Annotated in this window: 21 protein-coding genes; 18 read left to right on the forward strand and 3 right to left on the reverse strand. The window is 62.5% G+C overall.

The features are described from left to right. Positions 1-37: 37 nt before the first annotated feature. Complete coding sequence (gene chrA, locus AMM41_RS09610; RefSeq protein WP_089956797.1) at positions 38-1378, reverse strand: chromate efflux transporter; 1341 nt, start codon at positions 1376-1378, stop codon at positions 38-40. Next, complete coding sequence (locus tag AMM41_RS09615) at positions 1375-1740, reverse strand: hypothetical protein (protein WP_089956800.1); 366 nt, start codon at positions 1738-1740, stop codon at positions 1375-1377. Before AMM41_RS09615 ends, chrA begins: the two co-directional genes overlap by 4 nt. Before the next feature lie 173 nt (positions 1741-1913). Between AMM41_RS09615 and AMM41_RS09620 the strand changes: the two genes are divergently transcribed. The 13 genes from AMM41_RS09620 (at position 1914) to AMM41_RS09685 (ending at position 15595) form a co-directional block, all read left to right on the forward strand. Then, on the forward strand, positions 1914-2675 hold the full coding sequence (locus tag AMM41_RS09620; protein WP_089957046.1) for a GntR family transcriptional regulator: 762 nt from the start codon (positions 1914-1916) through the stop codon (positions 2673-2675). A gap of 29 nt (positions 2676-2704) precedes the next feature. Further along, positions 2705-3883, forward strand: a complete 1179-nt coding sequence (locus AMM41_RS09625) for an ABC transporter substrate-binding protein (RefSeq protein ID WP_089956802.1) — start codon at positions 2705-2707, stop codon at positions 3881-3883. A gap of 61 nt (positions 3884-3944) precedes the next feature. Then, positions 3945-4811: a branched-chain amino acid ABC transporter permease gene (locus AMM41_RS09630; protein ID WP_053170177.1), complete on the forward strand. Its 867-nt coding sequence runs from the start codon at positions 3945-3947 to the stop codon at positions 4809-4811. A 13-nt stretch (positions 4812-4824) separates the two neighbouring features. Then, positions 4825-5805, forward strand: a complete 981-nt coding sequence (locus AMM41_RS09635) for a branched-chain amino acid ABC transporter permease (RefSeq protein WP_089957048.1) — start codon at positions 4825-4827, stop codon at positions 5803-5805. After that, positions 5802-6569: an ABC transporter ATP-binding protein gene (locus tag AMM41_RS09640; RefSeq protein WP_089956806.1), complete on the forward strand. Its 768-nt coding sequence runs from the start codon at positions 5802-5804 to the stop codon at positions 6567-6569. The genes AMM41_RS09635 and AMM41_RS09640 overlap by 4 nt, the downstream gene beginning before the upstream one ends. Beyond that, the gene (locus tag AMM41_RS09645) at positions 6562-7284 is read left to right on the forward strand and encodes an ABC transporter ATP-binding protein (RefSeq protein WP_089956810.1); all 723 of its coding nucleotides are present in this window, start codon (positions 6562-6564) and stop codon (positions 7282-7284) included. Before AMM41_RS09640 ends, AMM41_RS09645 begins: the two co-directional genes overlap by 8 nt. A 45-nt stretch (positions 7285-7329) precedes the next feature. After that, positions 7330-8382, forward strand: coding sequence for an aromatic ring-hydroxylating oxygenase subunit alpha (locus AMM41_RS09650; RefSeq protein ID WP_089956813.1), 1053 nt, complete (start codon positions 7330-7332; stop codon positions 8380-8382). Continuing rightward, entirely contained in the window at positions 8379-8687 is a 309-nt protein-coding gene (locus AMM41_RS09655) for a 2Fe-2S iron-sulfur cluster-binding protein (protein WP_089956817.1), read from the forward strand. Before AMM41_RS09650 ends, AMM41_RS09655 begins: the two co-directional genes overlap by 4 nt. Positions 8688-8846: 159 nt before the next feature. Then, positions 8847-11282, forward strand: a complete 2436-nt coding sequence (locus tag AMM41_RS22240) for an exopolysaccharide biosynthesis polyprenyl glycosylphosphotransferase (RefSeq protein WP_228769200.1) — start codon at positions 8847-8849, stop codon at positions 11280-11282. 8 nt (positions 11283-11290) lie between these two features. Further along, on the forward strand, positions 11291-12436 hold the full coding sequence (locus AMM41_RS09670; protein WP_089956821.1) for a glycosyltransferase: 1146 nt from the start codon (positions 11291-11293) through the stop codon (positions 12434-12436). Beyond that, positions 12433-13365 carry a glycosyltransferase gene (locus AMM41_RS09675; protein ID WP_089956824.1) on the forward strand — a complete coding sequence of 311 codons (933 nt, stop codon included), beginning with the start codon at positions 12433-12435 and terminating at the stop codon, positions 13363-13365. Before AMM41_RS09670 ends, AMM41_RS09675 begins: the two co-directional genes overlap by 4 nt. Further along, positions 13362-14609 (forward strand): hypothetical protein, encoded by a 1248-nt coding sequence (locus AMM41_RS09680; RefSeq protein WP_089956828.1) that lies wholly within the window; start codon positions 13362-13364, stop codon positions 14607-14609. The genes AMM41_RS09675 and AMM41_RS09680 overlap by 4 nt, the downstream gene beginning before the upstream one ends. A 35-nt stretch (positions 14610-14644) precedes the next feature. After that, positions 14645-15595: an AEC family transporter gene (locus tag AMM41_RS09685; RefSeq protein ID WP_089956832.1), complete on the forward strand. Its 951-nt coding sequence runs from the start codon at positions 14645-14647 to the stop codon at positions 15593-15595. Positions 15596-15607: 12 nt separating this feature from the next. Here AMM41_RS09685 and AMM41_RS09690 read toward each other — a convergent pair whose 3' ends face one another. Beyond that, entirely contained in the window at positions 15608-16519 is a 912-nt protein-coding gene (locus AMM41_RS09690; protein WP_089956836.1) for a LysR substrate-binding domain-containing protein, read from the reverse strand. A 364-nt stretch (positions 16520-16883) separates the two neighbouring features. On the opposite strand from AMM41_RS09690, the gene AMM41_RS09695 reads away from it, so the two are divergent. The 5 genes from AMM41_RS09695 (at position 16884) to AMM41_RS09715 (ending at position 21768) form a co-directional block, all read left to right on the forward strand. After that, entirely contained in the window at positions 16884-17912 is a 1029-nt protein-coding gene (locus AMM41_RS09695; RefSeq protein ID WP_089957053.1) for an amidohydrolase family protein, read from the forward strand. 102 nt (positions 17913-18014) lie between these two features. After that, complete coding sequence (gene ligK, locus AMM41_RS09700) at positions 18015-18698, forward strand: 4-carboxy-4-hydroxy-2-oxoadipate aldolase/oxaloacetate decarboxylase (RefSeq protein ID WP_089956840.1); 684 nt, start codon at positions 18015-18017, stop codon at positions 18696-18698. Positions 18699-19321: 623 nt separating this feature from the next. Beyond that, positions 19322-20257 carry an amidohydrolase family protein gene (locus tag AMM41_RS09705; RefSeq protein WP_089957055.1) on the forward strand — a complete coding sequence of 312 codons (936 nt, stop codon included), beginning with the start codon at positions 19322-19324 and terminating at the stop codon, positions 20255-20257. Positions 20258-20368: 111 nt separating this feature from the next. Further along, positions 20369-20827, forward strand: a complete 459-nt coding sequence (gene ligA, locus AMM41_RS09710; RefSeq protein WP_089956845.1) for a protocatechuate 4,5-dioxygenase subunit alpha — start codon at positions 20369-20371, stop codon at positions 20825-20827. Positions 20828-20889: 62 nt separating this feature from the next. Then, a complete protein-coding gene (locus AMM41_RS09715) occupies positions 20890-21768 on the forward strand; it encodes a class III extradiol dioxygenase subunit beta (protein WP_089956848.1) in 879 nt (292 codons plus the stop codon). Positions 21769-21912: the final 144 nt, after the last annotated feature.

Genomic DNA, 21912 nt, shown 5'->3' on the forward strand with positions numbered 1-21912 from the left:
AGCACTTCAAGCGCCATGCGTGACTTGTTGTGCCGCATCACAACAGGGCGTGCCGCAGCAAGCCCAGCACCACACAGAGGCTGAGCACGCGCACCACGCCTGTTCCCTTCCAGACCAAGGCCCAGATGGCGATGACCGTCAGCGCCATGGCACTCAGGTCGGGCCAGGTTTGCCATCCGCCGGGCCACCACGTGTGATGCGCGAACACCCCCGCCAGGTGCAAGATGACGCCGATCACGGCGGCCGTGATGGCTTGCAAAGGGCCAGTCAGTGAGGGCATGTGCCGCGTCGATTCAACCAGTGGGCCACCTGCCAAAATGAACACAAAGGAGGGCAGAAAAGTGAACCAGGTCACCACGCAGGCCGCCACAACGCCACCCAGCACGGGATGGCCGAGCAAGGCCTGGCTGTGCCCACCCAAAAAACCAACAAAGGCCACCACCATGATCAGTGGCCCGGGTGTGGTCTCACCCAGCGCCAGACCATCCATCATTTGCGCGGCTGTGAGCCAGCCGTACTGCACCACCGCCGCTTGTGTGACAAAGGGCAAGACCGCATAAGCCCCACCAAAAGTCAGCAGAGCCGATTGTGTGAAAAAGCCACCCATTTGCGTCAAGGTGTGGCCCATGCCGAACAACCAGGCGATCAGCCCCCAACTGAGTGCCCACAAGCCCAGACCCATGCCCAGAGCACGCCACAAGCGTTTCGGGCTGTGGTGCGTGTGTTGGCCTTGTTCTGAATGGTCATCAAGCCAAGCCGCTGAGTGGGTGGACGCCGTGTCGGCGCTTGGGGGTGGGGTGAGGGGTGGCTGGTCATGCCGATGGCGAGCCCTGTAAAACCCCATGGCCGCCGCGCCAACAATGATCACCGGAAAGGGCGCGCCCCAGAGGGTGCCCAACAAAGACAAAGCGGCCAGCAGCCACAGCCAGCGGTCTTTCAGCGTGCGCTTGGCCATGCGGTGGGCGGCCTGCAGCACCAGTGCTGTCACTGCAGGCTTGAGGCCCCACAGCAGCGCCTGCCCCCAGGGGTGTTGACCCCAGACGGTGTAGGCCCAACTGAGCACGATCAACAGCACCAGACTGGGCAGCACAAACAAAGCCCCCGCGGCGATGCCGCCGCGCGTACCGTGCATCAGCCAGCCGGTGTAGGTGGCCAGTTGTTGGGCTTCTGGGCCGGGCAGCAGCATGCAGTAGTGCAGGGCGTGCAGGTAGCGCTTTTCAGATATCCAGCGGCGGCGCACCACCAGTTCTTCGTGCATCAGCGCGATTTGCCCTGCAGGACCACCAAAGCTGACACAGCCCAGCCACAGCCAGAATTTGAGGGCCTGCACAAAGCTGACCGGCGCAGGACGTGAGGCGGTGTCAGGGGCCTTGGTCATGGGGCGTTCCAGCCCTCGCGAAAGGCTTGGGCAAATGCCGGGGTGCCGCTGATGCTCAGGCTCAGGGTGATGACGTCATCGGTCGACGGTGTGGGTGACAGGTCCAGCTTTTCTTGTGTGCTGTCCCAATGGGCGGACACGGGCGCGTGGGCCCTGCGGATGTGCAGATCAAAGTCCCAATCCGCCCCGTCTTCCAGTGGACCGGGGGCTTGTGGGCCAAAGCGATGTGCCCAAGCCAGCAGCCGCGTCACTTCGTGCAGCAGGGCCGGGGTGTGACGGGCCGCGGGTTGGGCCAGGGCATCCCAGCAGACCACGCCTTCGGTGTCTTCGCAGCAGTCAAATTCCAGAAATTCCAAGTTCATGACGTGTTTTTCTTTCAATGCGGAGATTGTCGCAGCGGGGTTGGGTTTGTCTCATTGGATACAGGACATCCAGAAATTGCCTAAAACTTGAGCAAATATCGGTGTTTTCAGGGTTTTCTGTATACAAGACAAGGGGTGTCAGTGGTTTAATTCGTTTTTTAATGCATCTGCCCATGTCGCCATCTTCTGTTCGCCTGCTGGATTCTGACGCCGAAGGCGGCTCCCAAGCCGTCAAGGCGCAGCAGCGCCTGCGTGAATGGATTTTGGCGGGCGATTTGCCTTCGGGTGCCCGCATTGCCGAGTTGGCTTTGGTGGACCGCCTGGGCATGTCGCGCACGCCCATTCGCGCCGCGCTGATGCACCTCAAGCAAGAGGGTTTGCTGGAGCCGCTGCCCGGTGGTGGCTATGCCGTGCGCACTTTTTCTGAACGCGAAGTGGCCGATGCCATTGAGCTGCGCGGTACGTTGGAAGGCTTGGCTGCCCGCCTGGCCGCCGAGCGGGGTGTGCGCCCTGCCTTGATCCAGCAAGCGCGGGTTTGCTTGGACCAGATTGACGCGGTGCTGCGTGCATCGGCCTTGGACGACGAGACGTTTTCAACTTACGTCGAGCTCAACGGCCAGTTCCACAAGCAGTTGTCCGAGATGGCCGACAGTGCGGTGCTGGCCCGAGAAATTGAACGGGCCTCGAGCTTGCCTTTTGCCTCGGCCTCTGGTTTTGTGGGTGTGCATGTGCATGACGCCCATGCACGCGACACCTTGGTGGTGGCGCAGCACCAGCACCGCCAGGTGCTCGACGCCATCGAGCGGCGTGAAGCCGGTCGGGCCGAGGCCCTCATGCGCGAGCACTCGCGCATTGCGCGGCAAAACATGCAGCTGGCTGTGCGCGACCCTGCGGCATCGGGCACACCCGGTGTGCAACTGATCCGACCTTCCTGAACAACGGTTTTTTAACGAGGAGACTGAACATGCAAAAACGTCAATTCCTGAACGCCATCGCTGGCGCCACGCTGGCTCTGACGGCCACCGTCACCGCCTCCACGGCGATGGCGCAAGACAAATTCAAGATCGGCCTGATCTTGCCCATGACCGGTCCGTTTGCCTCCACCGGCAAGCAGATCGAAGCCGCAGCGCGCCTGTACATCGCGCAAAACGGCGACACCGTGGCGGGCAAAAAAGTCGAGCTGATTGTCAAAGACGACACCAGCGCCGCCGACGTGACCAAGCGCTTGGCCCAGGAGATGGTGGTCAATGAAAAAGTCAGCGTGCTGGCGGGCTTTGGTTTGACGCCTTTGGCCTTTGCCACCGCCCCGATTGCCACCCAGTCCAAAACCCCCATGGTGGTGATGGCCGCGGCCACATCCAGCATCACACAAGCCTCGCCCTTCATCGTGCGCACCAGCTTCACGCTGCCGCAAGCGGCCGTGGCCATTGCCGATTGGGCGCCCAACAACGGCATCAAAAAAGTCGTGACTTTGGTGTCTGACTACGGCCCGGGCATCGATGCCGAGAAGTTCTTCAAAGACCGTTTGCTGTTCAACGGTGGCCAGGTGCTCGACAGCCTGCGCGTGCCCATGCGCAATCCGGACTTCGCGCCTTTCCTGCAAAAAGTACGTGACCTGAAGCCTGACGCGGTTTATGTGTTTGTGCCCTCGGGCGCAGGTGCGGCCTTGATGAAGCAGTTTGCCGAGCGCGGCATGGACAAGGCAGGCATCAAGCTGATCGGCACTGGCGACATCACCGACGACGACATCTTGAACAGCATGGGTGATGTGGCCAACGGCGTGGTGACTTCGCACCACTACTCGGCCTCGCACAACTCGGCACTCAACAAGAAGTTCGTCACAGCCTTTGAAAAAGCCAACAATGGCCTGCGCCCCAACTTCATGGCCGTGGGCGGTTATGACGGCATGCGCGTGATTTACGAAGCGGCCAAGGCGACCAAGGGCGCAGGCGGTCAGGCTTTGCTCGACGCGATGAAAGGCCAAGTGTTTGAGAGCCCCCGTGGCCCCATGTTCATCGACGCACAAACCCGCGACGTGGTGCACAACATCTACATTCGCAAGGTGGAGAAGGTGAACGGCCAGCTTTACAACCAGGAATTCGCGACCCTCAAGGACGTGAAAGATCCGGGCAAGACCAAGTAAGGCCTTGCCCTTGCAGGAGCGCACGCTGTGCGCTTTTGCAAAACCCATCTGTAACCACCACATGCTGACCATCCTTTTCGACGGCATCGCCTACGGCATGCTGCTCTTCATCTTGGCCGTGGGCCTGTCCGTGACCATGGGCTTGATGAACTTCATCAACCTAGCGCATGGCGCTTTTGCCATGGCGGGCGGCTACCTCACGGTGGTGCTGATGCAGCGCTTTGAGCTGCCTTTTTTGTGGTGCCTGCCGCTGGCCTTTGTGGCCACGGCTTTGCTGGGGGCGGTGCTGGAGCGCACGCTGTACCGGCACATGTACAAGAAGCCCCATCTCGATCAGGTGTTGTTTTCGATCGGTCTGGCTTTCATGTCGGTGGCCAGTGTGGACTATTTGATGGGCTCGCAGCAGCAGATCATGCAGTTGCCCGATTGGCTGCGCGGTCGCACCGAGTTGTGGGACGGCGCCTTGGGCATGGGCCACTACCGCCTGTTCATCATCGCGGTGTGCGCAGCGCTCACCGTGGGATTGCAATTCATTTTGGCCAAAACCCGCTTTGGCAGCCGCTTGCGCGCCAGTGTGGACGATGCCCGCGTGGCCGCAGGGCTGGGCATCCGCGTGAATTTGATCTTTGCCGCCACCTTTGCCGTGGGATCAGGCCTGGCCGGCCTGGGCGGGGCGCTGGGCGCCGAAGTGCTGGGCTTGGACCCGACCTTTCCGCTCAAGTTCATGGTGTACTTTTTGATCGTGGTGGCCGTGGGCGGCACCTCTTCCATCACCGGGCCGCTGTGGGCGGCGCTGCTTTTGGGCATTGCCGATGTGGCGGGCAAGTACTACATGCCCAAGCTCGGTTCCTTCATCGTGTATTCGCTGATGATCGCGATTTTGATCTGGCGTCCGCAAGGGCTGTTTGTGCGCAAGGGAGGTCGCTGACATGAACAAACCCATGGATGCGCGTCAACAACTTTTATCCGCCGCCCGCATGCGCGGCTGGGAGCCTTTGGTCTGGCTGGTGGCGTTTGCCTTGCCCCTGCTGGTGCCGGGCCATGCGCTGATCGTCAACGAGGTCGCCATCGTCGCCTTGTTTGCCGTGTCGCTCGATCTGGTGCTGGGCTACACCGGCATCGTGTCGCTGGGTCATGCGGCGTTTTTGGGCTTGGGCGCTTACGCCTCGGCCTTGTTTGCCAAACATGTGATGCCCGACCCCGTGGTCGGCCTGCTGTTTGGCACCTTTTGCGCCACGCTGCTGGGCGCGGCGTGTTCGCTCACCATCTTGCGCGGGACCGACCTGACGCGGCTCATGGTCACGCTGGGCATGGCGTTGATTTTGATGGAGCTTGCCAACAAGCTGGACTGGCTGACGGGTGGCTCGGACGGTTTGCAGGGCGTGATGATGGGCCCGGTGCTGGGGCGTTTTGAATTCGATTTGTACGGTCAGACGGCGGCCTGGTATTCGCTGACGGTGCTGCTGATTTTGTTTGTGCTGGCGCGGCGCTGGGTCCATTCGCCCTGGGGCGCCACGCTCATGGCTGTGCGGGACAACCCGCTGCGTGCCATGGCCATTGGCATACCGGTTCACAACCGTCTGGCCGTGGTCTACACCGTGGCGGCTGCTTTGGCTGGCGCTGCGGGCGCTTTGATGGCCCAAACCACCGGCTTTGCCTCGCTCGATGTGTTTGCGCTGGAGCGTTCGGCCGACGTGATGCTGATGTTGGTCATCGGTGGCGTGGGATGGCTCTATGGCGGCATGGTCGGTGCGGTGGTGTTCAAGCTCATGCACGACGTGATCGCGGGCATCACGCCACAGTACTGGACGTTTTGGATCGGTCTGTTTTTGGTGGTGCTGGTCATGGTCGGGCGTGAGCGTTTGATTCGCCCTTGGCTGTGGTTTGGCCGCGCTGCTGATCGGAAAGGTGGTGCGCAATGAATCAGCCCATCGTCTTGAAGGCCCAGGGTTTGGTCAAGCAATTCGGCGGCATCACCGCCACTGACAACGTCAACCTTGAATTGCGCTTGGGCGCACGCCATGCGCTGATCGGCCCCAACGGCGCAGGCAAGACCACGCTCATCAATTTGTTCACCGGCGTCTTGCCGCCCACTTCGGGCAGCATTGAACTTCTGGGCGAAGACATCAGCCAACTCGCACCGCATCAGCGTGTGCGCCGGGGCATGGTGCGCACTTTTCAGATCAACCAGCTGTTTGCCAGCATGACGCCTTTGCAAACGCTGGCCATGGTGGTTTCGCAGCAGCGAGGCTTGGGCGGGCGTTGGTGGCAAAAGCTGGGGCAAGACACCGCTGTGGTGGAGCGCTGCGAAGCTTTGCTTGAATTGTTTCGCCTGACTGAAGTCATGCACCAGCGCACCGAACATTTGGCCTACGGCAAACGCCGCTTGCTGGAGATGGCGATTGCGCTGGCTTGCGAACCCAAGGTGCTGCTGCTCGACGAGCCGGTGGCCGGTGTGCCTGCGGGCGAACGCGAAGAGCTCTTGCAAACTGTGGCGGCGCTGCCCGCCGAAGTGTCGATCTTGCTGATCGAGCACGACATGGACCTGGTGTTTGAATTTGCCGACCGCATCACCGTGCTGGTCAACGGTGCGGTGCTGACCGAAGGCACGCCCGAAGCGATCGCGGTCGACCCGCAGGTCAAGGCGGTGTATTTGGGGCATGGCGAGGAGGTGGCCCATGGCTGATTTATTGCGTGTTGAAAATCTGCGCGCAGGTTACGGCGAAGCCGTGGTGCTGAATGGCATCAGCTTCTCGCTGGGCGAGGGCGAAACCTTGGCGCTGCTGGGCCGCAATGGCACTGGCAAAACCACGCTGATGGACACGCTGGCTGGGGCCACACGGCAACATGGCGGGCAGATCTTTCTGGGTGGTCAGCCGCTGCACACTTTGCCTTCGCACGAGCGTGCAGCCGCAGGCATTGGCTGGGTGCCGCAAGAGCGCAATATTTTCAAATCGCTCACGGTGCAGGAAAACCTGACCGCAGTGGCGCGGCCCGCACGACAAAGTCGCGCCTGGACGCCCGAGCGCGTGTACGCGTTGTTCCCGCGTTTGGCCGAGCGCAAAACCAATTTGGGCACGCAGCTGTCGGGCGGTGAGCAGCAGATGTTGGCCGTGGGCCGAGCGCTGGTGCTCAACCCGCGCTTGCTCTTGCTGGACGAGCCGCTCGAAGGCTTGGCCCCCATCATCGTGGAAGAGCTGCTGCGTGCGATTGCCCGCATCACCCGCGAAGAGGGCCTGTCGGCCATCATCGTGGAGCAGCACCCTCAAGCGATTTTGAAGATCAGTCACCACGCGGTCGTGTTGGACCAGGGCAAGGTGGTGCACGCCAGCGATGCAAACACCTTGCGCGAAAACCCTGAATTGCTGGACAGCCTGCTGGGCGTGGCCCGCAAGCTTTGAACACCCGCTTTGATCAAAAGCTCTGAATTGGAGAGGAAGGACAACATGTTCATCAAAAACACCTGGTATGTGGCTTGCACCTTGAGCGAACTCGAAGCTCTGGGCGACAAGCCGCTGGGCCGCACCATTTGCAACGAAAAAATGGCCTTCTTCAAAGGCCCGGATGGCCGTGTGGCGGCGGTGGAAGATTTTTGCCCGCACCGGGGCGCGCCCTTGTCGCTGGGCAAGGTGTGCAAAGGCCATTTGCAGTGTGGCTACCACGGCCTGGAAATGGGCACCGACGGCAAAACGGTGCAGATGCCTGGCCAGCGCGTGCGCGGCTTTCCGGCCATCAAAGCGTTTGCCGTGGTCGAGCGTTATGGTTTTGTTTGGGTTTGGCCGGGTGACCCCGCCCAAGCCGACGAGGCCAAGATGCCGGTCTTTGAGTTTTTTGAAAACCCCGCCTGGGCCTATGGCGGCGGGCTCTACCACGTTAAGGCCGACTACCGATTGATGATCGACAACCTGATGGACTTGACGCACGAGACCTATGTGCACGCCAACAGCATCGGCCAGCCCGAGATCGACGAGACGCCTTGCACCACCACGGTGGCGGGTGATCAGGTCATTTTGCAGCGCCACATGACGGGTATTCAGGCACCACCGTTTTGGCAAATGGCCATGAGCGCCAATGGTCTGGATCCCCAGGCCAAGGTGGACCGCTGGCAAATCTGCCGCTTCACGCCGCCCAGCCACATCATGATCGACGTGGGCGTGGCGCTGACAGGACACGGCGGTTTTGATGCGCCACCCGAAGTCAAAGCCTACAGCGTGGTGGTGGACTTCATCACCCCCGAGACCGAGACCTCGCACTGGTACCACTGGGGCATGGCACGCCAGTTCAAGCCGCACGATGCTGAGCTGACCGACAAAATTCGAGCGGGCCAAGGCGGCATCTTCAATGAAGACATGGAGATGCTGCAACTGCAACAAGCCAACATCAGCCAATGGCCAGACCGCAAGCTCTTGATGCTCAACATCGACTCCGGTGGGGTGCAATCGCGCCGTATCATCGAGCGTTTACTGGCCCAAGAAAACACCTCCGAGATCACCGCATGAGCACTTCAGAACCCACCCAAACCCCCATCGACGCCGACGGCAGCTTCGAGGTCCATCTGCAAAAAAGCGGCCAGACCCTGAAAGTCTCCAAGGATCAGTCGATTCTGTCTGTGTTGCAGGACGCGGGCCATGATGTGCCGTTTTCTTGCTCACAAGGTGTTTGCGGCACCTGCCTGACCTCGGTGATCGCGGGCACGCCTGACCACTGGGACATGTTCCTCACCCCTGAAGAGCAGCAGGCCAATGACCAGATGCTGATCTGCTGCTCACGCAGCCAGACAGCGCGCTTGGTGCTGGATCTGTAAAGCCCTCACTGCCTCGCCTGCCGCTCAGCAGGTCGGCGCTTTGAATCCCGACACCAAGCCTGCGCAGGGGCCTGCCCGGCCTTTGTGCAAGCTGCGATCCGTCAAGAGGGTGTGCATCTCATTCGGGGTGACAATACCCGCTCTTGTTGTCACCTTGCCATGTCTGCCCCTGCTTACCCTCCCATTGCCCATGTATTGCTGGTCATCACCAAAGGTGAAGCCGGTGGGGCGCAGACCCATGTGCTGGAGTTGTGCCGCGCCCTGCAGGGCCGGGTGCGCTTCACGGTGGTGATGGGTGGCAACGACGCACACAGCGTGCTCGCGCAAAGCCTGAAGGACTTGGGCATCGCGGTGCTGGCGCTGCCGAGTTTGCAAAACTCACTCAACCCCCTCAAGGTGCTGGCCTCGGTGCGGGCCTTGCTGGCGCATCTGCGCGTGCTGCAGCCCGATGTCATCCATGCCCACAGCGCCGTGGCCGGGGTGATCGCACGCCTGGCGGGCAAGCTGCGGCAAATTCCAGTGGTCTACACGGTGCACGGCTTTGGCTTCAAGCCACAAGCGCCTTGGCTGATCCGCACCAACGCCTGGCTGGCCGAGGCGGTGCTGGCCGCCTGGACCACGCGCATGGTTTGCGTGTCGGCCTATGAAAAACAGTTGGCCGCGCGTTTGCCCATGCCGCCCGAGCGGGTGAGTGTGGTGCACAACGCGCTGGCCGATGTGCCCTGGCGCAGCGACATGGCCTCCCAGCTGCCAAGCCTGGTCATGGTGGCCCGCATGGCCGCGCCCAAGCGGCCCGATGTTTTGATCGAGGCCCTGGCCCTGCTGGCACCACTTGGCCTGCAGCCCCCAACCCGGATTTTGGGGGGCGGACCGGACCTGGTCCGCCACCAACAGGCCGCTGCCCCGATGCCGCACATCCAGCTGGAGGGCGACGTGAGCGACGTGGCCGAGCGCCTGGCGCAGCACCAGATTTTTGTGCTCTTGTCCGACCACGAGGGCCTGCCGATTTCCATTCTGGAAGCCATGCGTGCGGGCATGGCGATCGTGGCCACGCGTTTGCCGGGCATCGAAGAAATGCTCACGCACAAGGAAAGCGCCTGGCTGGTGCCCAACAGCCCACAGGCCGTGGCCGATGCGCTGCAAACCTTGCTGGCCGATGCGCCCTTGCGACAGCGTTTGGGCCAAGCGGCACGCGCGCGCTACGAGGCTCAGTTTCAGCCCGAGGCCATGGCCGAGCCGGTGCTGGCCATTTACCAGCAAGCGCCCTTGATAGCCACCGCCCGCTGGCCCATGACGCGACCGCGCCGCCACACCCAGCAACTGGCCTCGCAGCAAGCGCACTGTCAAAGCGCCCACCTGGTCTGGAGCCTGCTGGGCTTGGTGATGATTGGACTGGCCTACGCCATCAGCCAGGCCCTGATGGCCAGTGGCCTGGCCACGGTGGACTTTGGCCGCACCGTGCTGGCCAGCCTGGTGCCTTATGCGCTGGCGGCGCACCTGTTGTACCGGGGCGCGCACATGCCTGCGGCCGAGCGCGGCCCCTTGTTGCTGGTCACCACCGGCTTGCCGTTTTGGCTCACGCCCCTGGCTTTTGCCTTGCTGCAGCAACCCTATTCACGCGGCGCTTTGCTCTTGACCTATGTGCTGTGCACCTTCTGGTTTTGGCTGGCCGACCAGTGGTTTTTGCGCCACCGACCCTGGCGTCTGGTGTACCAGGACCCGCGAGTGCCCGGCCTGTTGGCCCCTTGCTTGCCCGACCCCAACGGCCAGGGCCTGCCGCGCATCCGCTTGCTGCCCTGGCCCGAGCAGGGCATGCCGCCTGGCGCAGCGCTGGCGTGTGACGGCGCGGTCGTGCCTTCAGCCCCACCGAGTCCCGAACGCCACCGCTTTTTGACCGCGCTCAAGCTGCAGCACATCCGCCTGTACAGCCCCGAATCGTTGCAGCAAAGCCTGACCGGGCGCATGGCGGCCGAGACCCTGCAAAACGAGCTGTGGCAAACCGATGGCAACCCGGCTTACGACTTGGCCAAGCGGCTGATCGATGTGAGCGTGGTGCTGGCCTTGTTGCCCCTATGGCTGCCGCTGGCGCTGTGGGTGGCGTTGGGTGTCAAGATCGACTCGCCCGGCCCGGCCTTGTTCAGCCAGCGGCGCACCGGCATGCACGGCCAAAGTTTCCGAATCTGGAAGTTCCGCAGCATGCGCCACGAAACGCAACTCGCCCCGCAGTTCGCCCAGGCCAACGACCCGCGCATCACGCGCTTTGGGCATTGGATTCGCCGCACCCGGCTCGATGAAATTCCGCAGCTGTTCAACGTGCTGATGGGGCACATGAGCCTGATCGGCCCGCGCCCCGAGCAAGACGGTTTTGTGCAGCAGTTTGCCGAGCAAATGCCCAGCTATCCCTACCGCCACCTGGTGCGCCCTGGCCTGACCGGCTGGGCGCAGGTGCAACAAGGCTATGCGGCCAGCGCCGACGAAACCGCCATCAAGCTCAGCTACGACCTGTACTACATCACGCACTACAGTCTGGCCATGGACTTGCTGATCGTGTTCAAAACCATCCAGACCGTGCTGACCGGGCGCGGTGCGCGCTGAGCCTGCCCATGCCCATGTCAAGCCCTCGCCAAGTTTTGTTGTTGACCGAAGAGTCCGGTGTGGGCGGCGTGCAGACCACGCTGCATTGGCTTGAATCGGGCTTGACCGCGCGCGGCTGGCAAGTCACGCGGCTGCCGGTGCGGCGCGGCCGTCCCTCGCTGTGGGCCTGCTGGCAGGCGGCGCGGCGGGCGCAGGTGCTGGTGGCTTCCAATAATTTTCGACCGGCGTATGCGGCGGTGGCCCTGGCTTGGCTGGCCCGCAGGCCCAGCGTGGTCTGGGTGCACGGCCCTTTGCATGAGGTGCTGCAGCAAGCCGAGGCTTCGCGCCTCAAAACCGCCTGGCTGCGCACGGTGTACCGAAGGGCCAGCCAGCTGGTGTGCGCCTCACAAACCTCGTGCGACAGCCTGCTGCGCGTGATGGCGGATGCCCGGTGTGCAACCCTTCAACACCTGCGCGTGATCCGCAACCCGGCGGTCTTGCCCGGTGCGGGCCAAGATGACGCCGCCATGCCCACCACCACGTCCGCCAGCGAGGTGATCGCTTTGGGTTTTGTCGGCCGTTTGTCCCCCGAAAAACAGCCTTTGCAGTTGCTGCCCATGCTGCTCCTTTTGCCTGCCGCATGCCAGTTGCATGTGGTGGGCGATGGCGAGTTGATGGGCGCCATGCGCAGCGCCGGGCAAGACCTGCTGACCCATGGCCGCCTGCACCTGCACGGCCAGCAAACCGTGAGCGCGCAGACCTACCAGGCCTGGCGGGCCACGGTGCTGTGCTCGCGCTACGAGGGTTACCCCATGACGGCGCTGGAGTCGCTGGCCTGCGGCGTGCCCTGCGTGAGCACGCCCATCCCCGCGATGCAGGAAATGCTGGGCACGCAGGCCCCGCTCTGGCTGGCGCACGATGACAGCCCCGCCGCGCTGGCTCAAGCGGTGCAGCGCTGCCTGGCGCAAGCGCCCGCCGATCGGCAAGTGGCCATCGACCTGTTGCAACAACAGCACCGCCTGGAGACCTTTGTGCAGGCCTGGGACCAAGTGCTCACGGGCTTGCTGCAGCGGCGAGGGCAAGGGCAAGGACCAAAGCAAGGGCCAAGGCAGGGCCATGGTGCGGTGCCCACGGACGCATCGCGCGAAGACACCCCCTCAGGAGGGCGGCCGTGATCACCGTCCACTTTGTGCACGGCGCACGTTCGTATTTGCCCGAGCTGGCCGCCTACCAGGCGCACATCGAGCACCTGGGCCATGTCGTGCAAATGCACACCCAAGCCCGCACCGTGCCGGGTGACGCCCGGGCCGTGTGGTGGATTTGCGGGCGCGTGCCCACAGACCAAGCCCGACGCTTGAAGGGCGCGGTGCAGGTGCACGAATACGCCTCGGCCAGTGTGGCCCCCTTGGCCTGGCTCAAGGACCGCATCAAACAGTGGCAGCACCCGGTGCCCCACTTTCGGGTGTTCCAAAGCGAATGGGTGCGCCAGCGCATGGGCTTTGGCGACAATGCGCCTAGCGCTGTGCCCTACGCCCTGCGCGACATGGGCGTGCCCGACGCTTTTTTGACGGCGCAAGCCCAGCAGCCGCCCGAGTTTGACCTGGTCTATCTGGGTGAGATGCGCCGCTTGCTGTACTTTGTGCCTCTGCTCCACACCTTGGGGCAAGCGGGATTGAGTTTGCTGTTGGTGGGTGATGTGCCCCCGTCTTTGCAAGAGCGCCTGGTCACGCTGGATCACATCCAAAGCACTGGGCGTGTGCCCCAAGACCAGGTGCCTGCGCAACTGCTGCGGGCCCGCGCGGGCCTGAACCTGATGCCCGACGTGCTGCCGCTGTCTGAGCAAACCTCCACCAAGATGCTGGAGTACCTGGCGCTGGGCTTGCCCGTCATCAGCAACCCCTATGCCTGGGCGCAACGCACCGCATTGGCCCATGCCGGGCGGGTGCAACTGCTGGACGTGCACGCCACCGCCGCGCAATGGTGGGCAGCGGTGCAGGGCCTGCCCTCGCGCCAGACCGATCGCCAACACCTGCAGTCCTTGTGCTGGTCGCAGCAGCTGCAAGGGCTGTCGGTCTGGGCCACCTTGTTCGGGGCTGGCAGATGAAGCGCTGGACCTTGTTGCAGTCCTTGCCCCGTGCCACTGCCCCTGCAGCTCTGGGCAGCCTGGTGTCGCTGGCGGCCCAGGGTTTTTTGGCGTTGGTGTTGTTTCGGTTGTTCAGCCCCGAAGAGGTGGGGGTGTTTTCTGCCACCAGCCAACTGGCCTTTTTCTGGGCCAGCTTGGCACTGGCGCAAAGCCCTTTGAGCCTGCTGGCCGAGCGCCACCAAGAGCCCCGCGCCGCCGCCCGCCGCGCCTGGCGGCAAAGCGCGTGGCGTCTGCTGTGGCTGGCCCCGTTGGCGGCACTCGGGGCGGTCTGGTCGGGTTTGGGCGACGCGGCGCAGGTCTGGGCCTGGGCCGCTGCCTTGGGCCTTGCGCAATTGAGCTGGTTGCTGGCGCAAAGCCTGACGTTGCGGGTGGGCAGCCGCTGGTCGATAGGCTTGGTGCGCATGGTGCCACCCGTGCTGGCCGCTGCTGCGGCGGTGCTGGGGGCCGTGCTTTTTCCCGAACGTGGTGAGGGCCTCGAGTTGCCCGTGCTTTTGATGTCGGCCTGCTTGGGTTATCTGGCCGGGGCGGTGTGGATGCGGCTGGCTTTTCAACCGGCATCACCTGCGGACCTGGCTTTGGTGGCCCGCGCAGGCGGCGACTTGCAGCCCGACAAGCCCGCTGCGCCGACTTCTTCCGACCCGCGCAGCGCCCGGCTCAAAATGCTGCACACCCTCAGCGATGCCTTGGCCGCCACGGCCTTGGCGCTGAGCTGGCCAGCGCACTACGGCGCACAAGAGGCTGGTTGGCTGCTGGCGCTGCTGCGCATCCTGAGCTTCATCCCGGCGTTGGTGCACACGGCTTGGGCGCAGGTGGTGCTCAGCAGCTCCACCAAGGTGCAGCTGCGCCCGGTGCAGGTGGCCTGGGCCGCATCGGCGTTGGTGCTGGGCGTAGGGGCCTTGGCCCAGCTGGCGCTGACCTGGGGATGGCTCGACGCGCGTTGGCAAGGCCTGTCGGCCTATGTGTGGCCCCTGGTGCTGTGGCAAACGGCCGCCTGCTTTGTGGCCGCACACGCGCACCTGCCCTTCCAAAAAGGCCTGGCTGTCCAACACGCGTGGCTGTGTGTGGCCATGAACGCGGGCTTCATCGCCCTGTGCGTGGTCCTGCCCTGGGCCAGCCCCTTGAGCGCCAGCACCCACATGGCTTGGCTGTCGACCTACATGGTGCTGAGCCTTGCCGGTTTGACGCTGTGGGTGGCCAAGCGCTGAGGGCAACTTTCAAACATTTTTTACAAGACCGACCCATGAACACCATGCTCGATATTCTGGGCATCACCGTCCCCATTTACCTGACCATTGCCTTGGGCTATGTGTGCACCCGCATGGGCTTGTTTGCCAAGTCCGACATGCAGGTCTTCGGTCGTTTTACCCTCCAACTGGCTTTGCCTGCGTTGCTGTTCAACGCACTGTCGCAGCGCAGCGTGGCGGAGATCCTGAACCTGAACTATTTGCTGGCCTATGCCATGGGGTCGCTGATGGTCATTGGCTTGGGGCTGTTTTGGGCGCGAAAGGTACAAGGCCAGAGCCTGAGCTACAGCAGCATGATGGCCATGGGCATGTCTTGCCCGAACAGCGGCTTTGTGGGTTACCCCATCATTTTGTTGTCGTTTGGGCCGGTGGCCGGGGTGGCGTTGGCGCTGAACATGGTGGTCGAAAATTTCTTGTTGTTGCCTTTGCTGTTGGCGGTGGCCGACGCGCAAGGCAGGCCTGGGCAGTGGAAAAGCGTGCTGCTGCAGACCGTGAAAAACGTGCTCAAAAACCCCATGATCTGGGGCGTGGTGGCGGGTTTCTTGTTTTCTCTGTCAGGCCTGCAGATGCCTGCCCCCCTGGGGCGCACCATCAATTTGTTTGCGCAGTCCAGTGCCGTGTTGGCTTTGTTTGTGATTGGTGGTTCCTTGGTGGGCCTGCAGGCGCGTGGGCTGCAGGGCACGGTGCTGCCCATTGCGCTGGGCAAACTGGTGCTGCACCCGCTGGCCATGTGGGCGGTGCTGGTGTGGCTGGTGCCGATTGCAGACCCGGCTTTGCGGGCGGCCGCTTTGCTCACCGGGGCCATGCCCATGCTGGGCATTTACACCATCTTGAACCAGCGCCACGGCCACGGCACCGTGAGCGCTGCGGCCTTGTTGGTGACCACGGTGCTGTCGTTCTTCACGCTCAGTGCCTTGTTGTGGCTGTTGAAGCTGCAGCCTGTGTGATCGCGACTGGCCTCAAGGCGGGCTGAGCCACTGCACGGCCATCTCGGTCAGCAGGGCCAGGGTGGCTTGCTGGGTGAGGGTGCTGGGGCGTTGTGCGCTGATGGCGGTGGTCAGCTGGATGTGCAGGGCCGGTTGCTGAAGGGGCCGCACCGAAAACGCCGAAGGCCGCACCGAGCGCATGACGGCGTTGCGCGGCAAGATGGCGTAGCCCGCGCCGTCGGCCACCAGGTCGAGGATGGCGCTCACGCCGTCGATCTCCAGCGCAATGAGGGGGCGGCAGCCAATGGCGGCCATTTCAGACTCCACATGCATGCGGATCGCGTTCGGGCGGGTGGGAATCACCAAGGGCAGGGCGGCGAGTTCTTGCAGGCGGATGGCGGGCGGGGGCGGGTCTTCTTGCAAGCCGGGCGGGCGCGGCTGCACCAGCAGCAATTCCTCTTGCACCAGCGGGGTGTGCTCGATGCCTGGCATGGGGCTGGGGTTGTAGAGAACGGCAATGTCCAGGCGGCCGTTTTGCAGGTTTTCCTGCATGGCGCTGGACAGGCCTTCGCTGATGGACAGCTGGGCCTCGGGCATCTTGGCGCGAAAGGCCCGGGTGAGCGGCACCGTCAGCACCCGCGCCACGCTGGGCGGCAGACCCAAAGCCACGCGGCCCGCAAGGCCCGAGCGCACCCGGCCCAGTTCTTCCCGTGCCCGCTCGACCTGGTGCAAGATGCCCCGGCCGTGCTCCAGCAGCAGCAGCCCGGCTTGGGTGGGGGTGGCGCCGCGACCGTTGCGCACCAGCAGGTTTTGCCGCAGCTCGACTTCGAGCAGGCGCACCTGTCGGCTGAGCGCCGGTTGAGCGATGTTCAGGGCCTGAGCCGCCCGGGTGAAGCTGCCCAGTTCGGCCACGCGCACAAAGTATTCGAGCTGTTTGAGGTCCATGGTAGGGTGTTGGGTTAGGCAGATTTTGTCATACCCAAGGCTTGGTTATATGAATTTGTTCTAGCTGGTAGATGGTGACGGGCCTTTGTCGGCGCAGGGTGTGCCTGCACAATCTAGGCTTCAAAACTGAAGCATCTCTTTTGTAGGTCGGTGGCTTTAGCCCCGACACAGTGCACCGGTGAAGCCTGTCGGGGCTAAAGCCACCGACCTGCAAATTGCACCATGGCATGCCAAGTGCACTGGTGATTCATGTCGGGGCTAAAGCCACCGACCTACCAAAGACATGTTGGGTGTGCGCGGTGTACCCGTTTAATCCAGCGATCCATGCCATCCGCGAGGAGAAAAAATGAGCCAAACGAACCCCTTGATCATCGACGTGCACGGCCACTACACCACCGCCCCCAAGGCGTTGGAAGAGTGGCGCAACAAGCAAATTGCCGGCATCAAAGACCCTGCCGCCATGCCCAAAGTGTCCGAGCTGAAAATCAGCGACGACGAGTTGCGCGAGAGCATCGAGACCAACCAGCTGGCCAAGATGAAAGAGCGCGGCTCGGACATCACCATTTTCAGCCCCCGCGCCAGCTTCATGGCGCACCACATTGGCGACTTCAATGTGTCGTCCACCTGGGCGGCGATTTGCAACGAGTTGTGCTACCGCGTGAGCCAACTCTTCCCCGACCACTTTGTGCCTGCGGCCATGCTGCCCCAGTCGCCCGGCGTGGACCCGGCCACTTGTATCCCCGAGCTGGTCAAGTGCGTGGAGCAATACGGCAACGTGGGCATCAACCTGAACCCCGATCCCTCGGGCGGTCATTGGACATCGCCTCCGCTGTCCGACAAGGCCTGGTACCCGATTTACGAAAAGATGGTCGAGTACGACATCCCCGCGATGATCCATGTGAGCACCAGCTGCAACAGCTGCTTTCACACCACGGGCGCGCATTACCTGAACGCCGACACCACCGCCTTCATGCAGTGCCTGACCTCAGACCTGTTCAAGGATTTCCCGACGCTGAAGTTTTTGATTCCGCACGGCGGCGGCGCGGTGCCTTACCACTGGGGCCGTTTCCGGGGCTTGGCGCAAGAACTCAAAAAGCCGTTGTTGACCGAGCACTTGCTGAACAACATCTTCTTTGACACCTGCGTCTACCACCAGCCGGGCATCGATCTGCTGACCAAGGTCATTCCGGTCAAGAACATCTTGTTTGCGTCCGAGATGATCGGCGCGGTGCGCGGCATCGACCCCGAAACCGGCCACTACTTTGACGACACCAAGCGCTACGTGCAAGCCACGGCCAACCTGAACGACGAAGAGCGTTACATGGTCTACGAAGGCAACGCCCGTCGTGTGTTCAAGCGGCTGGGCGACCAGCTGACGGCCAAAGGCCTGTGATTTTTTTCTAGGAGCGACGCCCCCGTCGCGATGGACTGCCATTGCATGACCCATCGCCGCGATTGCGCGGCTCCTACAGTGCACCCCTAACTGGAGAAAACCATGTACGAACTCGGCGTTGTTTACCGCAACATCACCCGCGCAGACCGCGCAGCCACCGATGCTTTGGCCGCATTGGGCTCAGCCACCGTGCACGAAGCCATGGGCCGCGTCGGCCTCATGAAACCCTACATGCGTCCCATCTACGCAGGCGCGCAGGTATCAGGCACGGCCGTCACGGTGCTGCTGCACCCGGGCGACAACTGGATGATGCATGTGGTGGCCGAGCAGATTCAGCCTGGCGACATCGTGGTGGCGGCCATCACGGCCGAATGCACCGACGGTTATTTTGGTGACCTGTTGGCCACGTCTTTCATGGCCCGTGGGGCGCGGGCCTTGATCATTGACGCCGGTGTGCGTGACGTGAAAGAGTTGACCCGGATGGGCTTTCCCGCTTGGAGCAAAGCCATCAGCAGCAAAGGCACCATCAAGGCCACCGTGGGCTCTGTGAACATTCCCGTGGTGTGCGCCGGCATGATCGTTCACCCCGGCGACGCCATCGTGGCCGATGACGACGGCGTGGTGTGTGTGCCCCAAGCCTTGGTGGCCAAGACACTGGAAGCGGCGCAAGCCCGTGAAGCCAACGAAGGTGCCAAGCGAGAAAAACTGGCGCAAGGTGTGTTGGGCCTGGACATGTACAAGATGCGTGAGCCGCTGGCGGCCGCGGGCCTCAAATACATCGATTGATTTTCAATGTAGGTCGGCGGCTTCAGCCCTGACAAGGACCTTGGGTACGCAGTGTCGGACCTGAAGGTACCGACCTACAAAAGACCGATATCTGTAGGTCGGCGGCTTCAGCCCCGACAAGGACCTTGGGTAAGCAGCGTCGGACCTGAAGATGCCGACCTGCAAAAGACCGATATCTGTAGGTCGGCGGCTTCAGTCCCGACAAGGACCTTGGGTATGCAGCGTTGGACCTGAAGATGCCGACCTGCAAAAGACCGATATCTGTAGGTCGGCGGCTTCAGTCCCGACAAGGACCGTGGGTACGCTGTGTCGGACCTGAAGGTACCGACCTACAAAAGACCGATTCCTGTAGGTCGGCGGCTTCAGTCCCGACAAGGACCTTGGGTGCGCAGTGTCGGACCTGAAGGCACCGACCTACAAAAGACCGATTCTTGTAGGTCGGCGGCTTCAGCCCGACAAGGACCTTGGGTACGCAGTGTCGGACCTGAAGGCACCGACCTACAAAGACCGATTCCTGTAGGTCGGCGGCTTCAGCCCCGACAAGGACCTTGGGTACGCAGTGTCGGACCTGAAGGTACCGACCTACAAAAGACATTTGAAAGGCGTTCGAGATGAGCAAAACCATGGATAAACCCACGTCGGGTGATTTCACCAAAACCGCAGGCTGGATGGACTGGTACACCGGACCGTCCAAACCCCGATTCCAACTGCCCGCAGGTGCGGTGGATGCGCACTGCCATGTGTTTGGCCCGGGTGCAGAGTTTCCGTATGCACCCGAGCGCAAATACACGCCTTGTGACGCGTCCAAGCACCAGCTGTATGCGTTGCGTGACCACCTGGGCTTTGCCCGCAACGTGGTGGTGCAGGCCACCTGCCACGGCGCAGACAACCGGGCCATGGTCGATGCGCTGGTCAACTCAGGCGGCATGGCGCGTGGTGTGGCCACGGTCAAACGCAGCGTGACCGACGAAGAAATTCAGGCCATGCACGACGCGGGTGTGCGCGGCGTGCGTTTTAACTTCGTCAAGCGGCTGGTGGATTTCACGCCCAAAGACGAACTGATGGAAATCGCCAGCCGCATCCAGAAATGGGGCTGGCATGTGGTGATCTACTTTGAAGCGGTCGACCTGCCTGAGCTGTGGGACTTTTTCACCGCGCTGCCGACCACCGTGGTGGTGGACCACATGGGCCGCCCCGATGTGTCGCTGCCCGTGGACGGCCCGCAGTTTGCGCTGTTCCAGAAGTTCATGCGCGAGCACAGCAATGTGTGGAGCAAGGTGTCGTGCCCCGAGCGTTTGTCGGTCACCGGCCCCAAGGCTTTGAACGGCGAGCAAAACGCGTATCAAGACGTGATCCCCTTTGCCCAACGCATCGTGGAGGAGTTTCCGGACCGCGTGCTCTGGGGCACCGACTGGCCGCACCCCAACCTGAAAGACCACATGCCCGACGACGGCTTGTTGGTGGATTTCATCCCCCACATCGCGCCTACCGCCGAGCTGCAGCGCAAGCTGCTGGTCGACAACCCGATGCGCCTTTACTGGCCTGAAGAGCAGGCATAAACGTCCTTGTAGGAGCTCACCCCGTGGGCGATAGGGCCCTGGAGGGTCCACAAGCCATCGCTCACAGGGGTGGGCTCCTGCAGCAATCACCATTAAACCCAAAGGTTCAATATGGCTCTAGACAAACCCTACAAAGACGTGCCCGGCACGATTATTTTTGATGCCGAGCAATCGCGCAAAGGCTATTGGCTCAACCAGTTTTGCATGTCGCTCATGAAGGCCGAAAACCGTGAGCGCTTCAAGGCCGACGAGCGTGCTTATCTGGACGAGTGGCAGATGACCGAAGAGCAAAAGCAGGCTGTGCTGGCGCGAGACCTGAACTGGTGCATGCGCACGGGCGGCAACATTTATTTCCTCGCCAAAATCGGTGCGACCGACGGCAAGAGCTTCCAGCAAATGGCGGGCTCGATGACCGGCATGACCGAAGAGGAATACCGCAACATGATGATCGCAGGCGGGCGCAGCATCGAGGGCAACCGCTACATCGGCGAAAACGGCAGCGCCCAAGCCCAAAACCAGCCCCAAGGCGCAGCCGGGCAACAGTCCAGCGCAGCGGGCCAAAAGCCTTAATGGGGTCTGACCCCAATTAATCAAATTGGGGTCAGATCCCAATTCTTTTGAGAGAACAAGACATGGCCAAAATCACCGCATCCGTCTACACCTCGCATGTGCCCGCCATTGGCGCGGCCATGGACTTGGGCAAGACGCAAGAAGACTACTGGAAGCCCGTGTTCGCGGGCTACGACTTCTCCAAGCAATGGATGAAGGACAACAAACCGGACGTGATTTTTCTGGTGTTCAACGACCACGCCACGGCCTTCAGCTCCGACCTGATTCCGACATTCGCCATTGGCACCGCCGCCGAGTACCAACCTGCCGACGAAGGCTGGGGACCGCGCCCCGTGCCTGTGGTGAAGGGCCATCCTGAATTGGCCTCGCACATCGCGCAGTCGGTCATTCAGCAAGACTTTGACCTGACCATCGTCAACAAGATGGACGTGGACCACGGCCTGACGGTGCCGCTGTCGTTGATGTGTGGCCCGTTGGACCCGGTCAAAGACGCCTGGCCTTGCCCGGTGATCCCGTTCGCTGTGAACGTGGTGCAGTACCCCGTGCCCAGTGGCCAGCGCTGCTTCAATTTGGGGCAAGCGATTCGCAAAGCGGTAGAGAGCTTCGACGAAGACATCAACGTGCACATCTGGGGCACGGGCGGCATGAGCCACCAGCTCCAAGGCGCGCGTGCGGGCCTGATCAACCGCGAGTGGGACAACGCCTGGCTGGACCAACTCATCAACGACCCGGCGGCTGCCGCGGCCACACCGCACATCAACTACGTGCGCGAAGCGGGCAGCGAAGGCATCGAGCTGGTCATGTGGCTGATCGCCCGTGGTGCGATGAGCGACATCGAGGGCGGCAAAGCCACAGGTCCCGCGCCCAAGTTGCGTCACCGCTTCTACCATGTGCCTGCCAGCAACACGGCGGTGGGGCATGTGATTTTGGAAAACAGCTGATGCGCTGGGTGGTCATCGCACCGCAGTGCCTGAGCCAATGGCCGGGCGTGCAGGGCATCGCCCACAGGGGTGGGCTCCTGCAAAGCCGGAGCCGCTCCCTGTAGGAGCCCACCCTGTGGGCGATGGCTTATGAACTGCTGACGC

The sequence above is a fragment of the Limnohabitans sp. 2KL-3 genome, assembly GCF_001269405.1.
In the GTDB taxonomy this organism is placed as follows: Bacteria; Pseudomonadota; Gammaproteobacteria; order Burkholderiales; family Burkholderiaceae_C; genus Limnohabitans_A.

Coding starts and splice junctions, on each gene's coding strand:
- ligK (WP_089956840.1), top strand. CDS start 18,015: ATGTACGAACTCGGCGTTGTTTACCGCAACATCACCCGCGCAGACCGC.
- AMM41_RS09705 (WP_089957055.1), top strand. CDS start 19,322: ATGGATAAACCCACGTCGGGTGATTTCACCAAAACCGCAGGCTGGATG.
- AMM41_RS09685 (WP_089956832.1), top strand. CDS start 14,645: ATGAACACCATGCTCGATATTCTGGGCATCACCGTCCCCATTTACCTG.
- AMM41_RS09650 (WP_089956813.1), top strand. CDS start 7,330: ATGTTCATCAAAAACACCTGGTATGTGGCTTGCACCTTGAGCGAACTC.
- AMM41_RS09625 (WP_089956802.1), top strand. CDS start 2,705: ATGCAAAAACGTCAATTCCTGAACGCCATCGCTGGCGCCACGCTGGCT.
- AMM41_RS09615 (WP_089956800.1), bottom strand. CDS start 1,740: ATGAACTTGGAATTTCTGGAATTTGACTGCTGCGAAGACACCGAAGGC.
- AMM41_RS09715 (WP_089956848.1), top strand. CDS start 20,890: ATGGCCAAAATCACCGCATCCGTCTACACCTCGCATGTGCCCGCCATT.
- AMM41_RS09690 (WP_089956836.1), bottom strand. CDS start 16,519: ATGGACCTCAAACAGCTCGAATACTTTGTGCGCGTGGCCGAACTGGGC.
- AMM41_RS09635 (WP_089957048.1), top strand. CDS start 4,825: ATGGATGCGCGTCAACAACTTTTATCCGCCGCCCGCATGCGCGGCTGG.
- ligA (WP_089956845.1), top strand. CDS start 20,369: ATGGCTCTAGACAAACCCTACAAAGACGTGCCCGGCACGATTATTTTT.
- AMM41_RS09630 (WP_053170177.1), top strand. CDS start 3,945: ATGCTGACCATCCTTTTCGACGGCATCGCCTACGGCATGCTGCTCTTC.
- AMM41_RS09655 (WP_089956817.1), top strand. CDS start 8,379: ATGAGCACTTCAGAACCCACCCAAACCCCCATCGACGCCGACGGCAGC.
- AMM41_RS09620 (WP_089957046.1), top strand. CDS start 1,914: ATGTCGCCATCTTCTGTTCGCCTGCTGGATTCTGACGCCGAAGGCGGC.
- chrA (WP_089956797.1), bottom strand. CDS start 1,378: ATGACCAAGGCCCCTGACACCGCCTCACGTCCTGCGCCGGTCAGCTTT.
- AMM41_RS22240 (WP_228769200.1), top strand. CDS start 8,847: ATGTCTGCCCCTGCTTACCCTCCCATTGCCCATGTATTGCTGGTCATC.
- AMM41_RS09645 (WP_089956810.1), top strand. CDS start 6,562: ATGGCTGATTTATTGCGTGTTGAAAATCTGCGCGCAGGTTACGGCGAA.
- AMM41_RS09640 (WP_089956806.1), top strand. CDS start 5,802: ATGAATCAGCCCATCGTCTTGAAGGCCCAGGGTTTGGTCAAGCAATTC.
- AMM41_RS09670 (WP_089956821.1), top strand. CDS start 11,291: ATGCCCATGTCAAGCCCTCGCCAAGTTTTGTTGTTGACCGAAGAGTCC.
- AMM41_RS09680 (WP_089956828.1), top strand. CDS start 13,362: ATGAAGCGCTGGACCTTGTTGCAGTCCTTGCCCCGTGCCACTGCCCCT.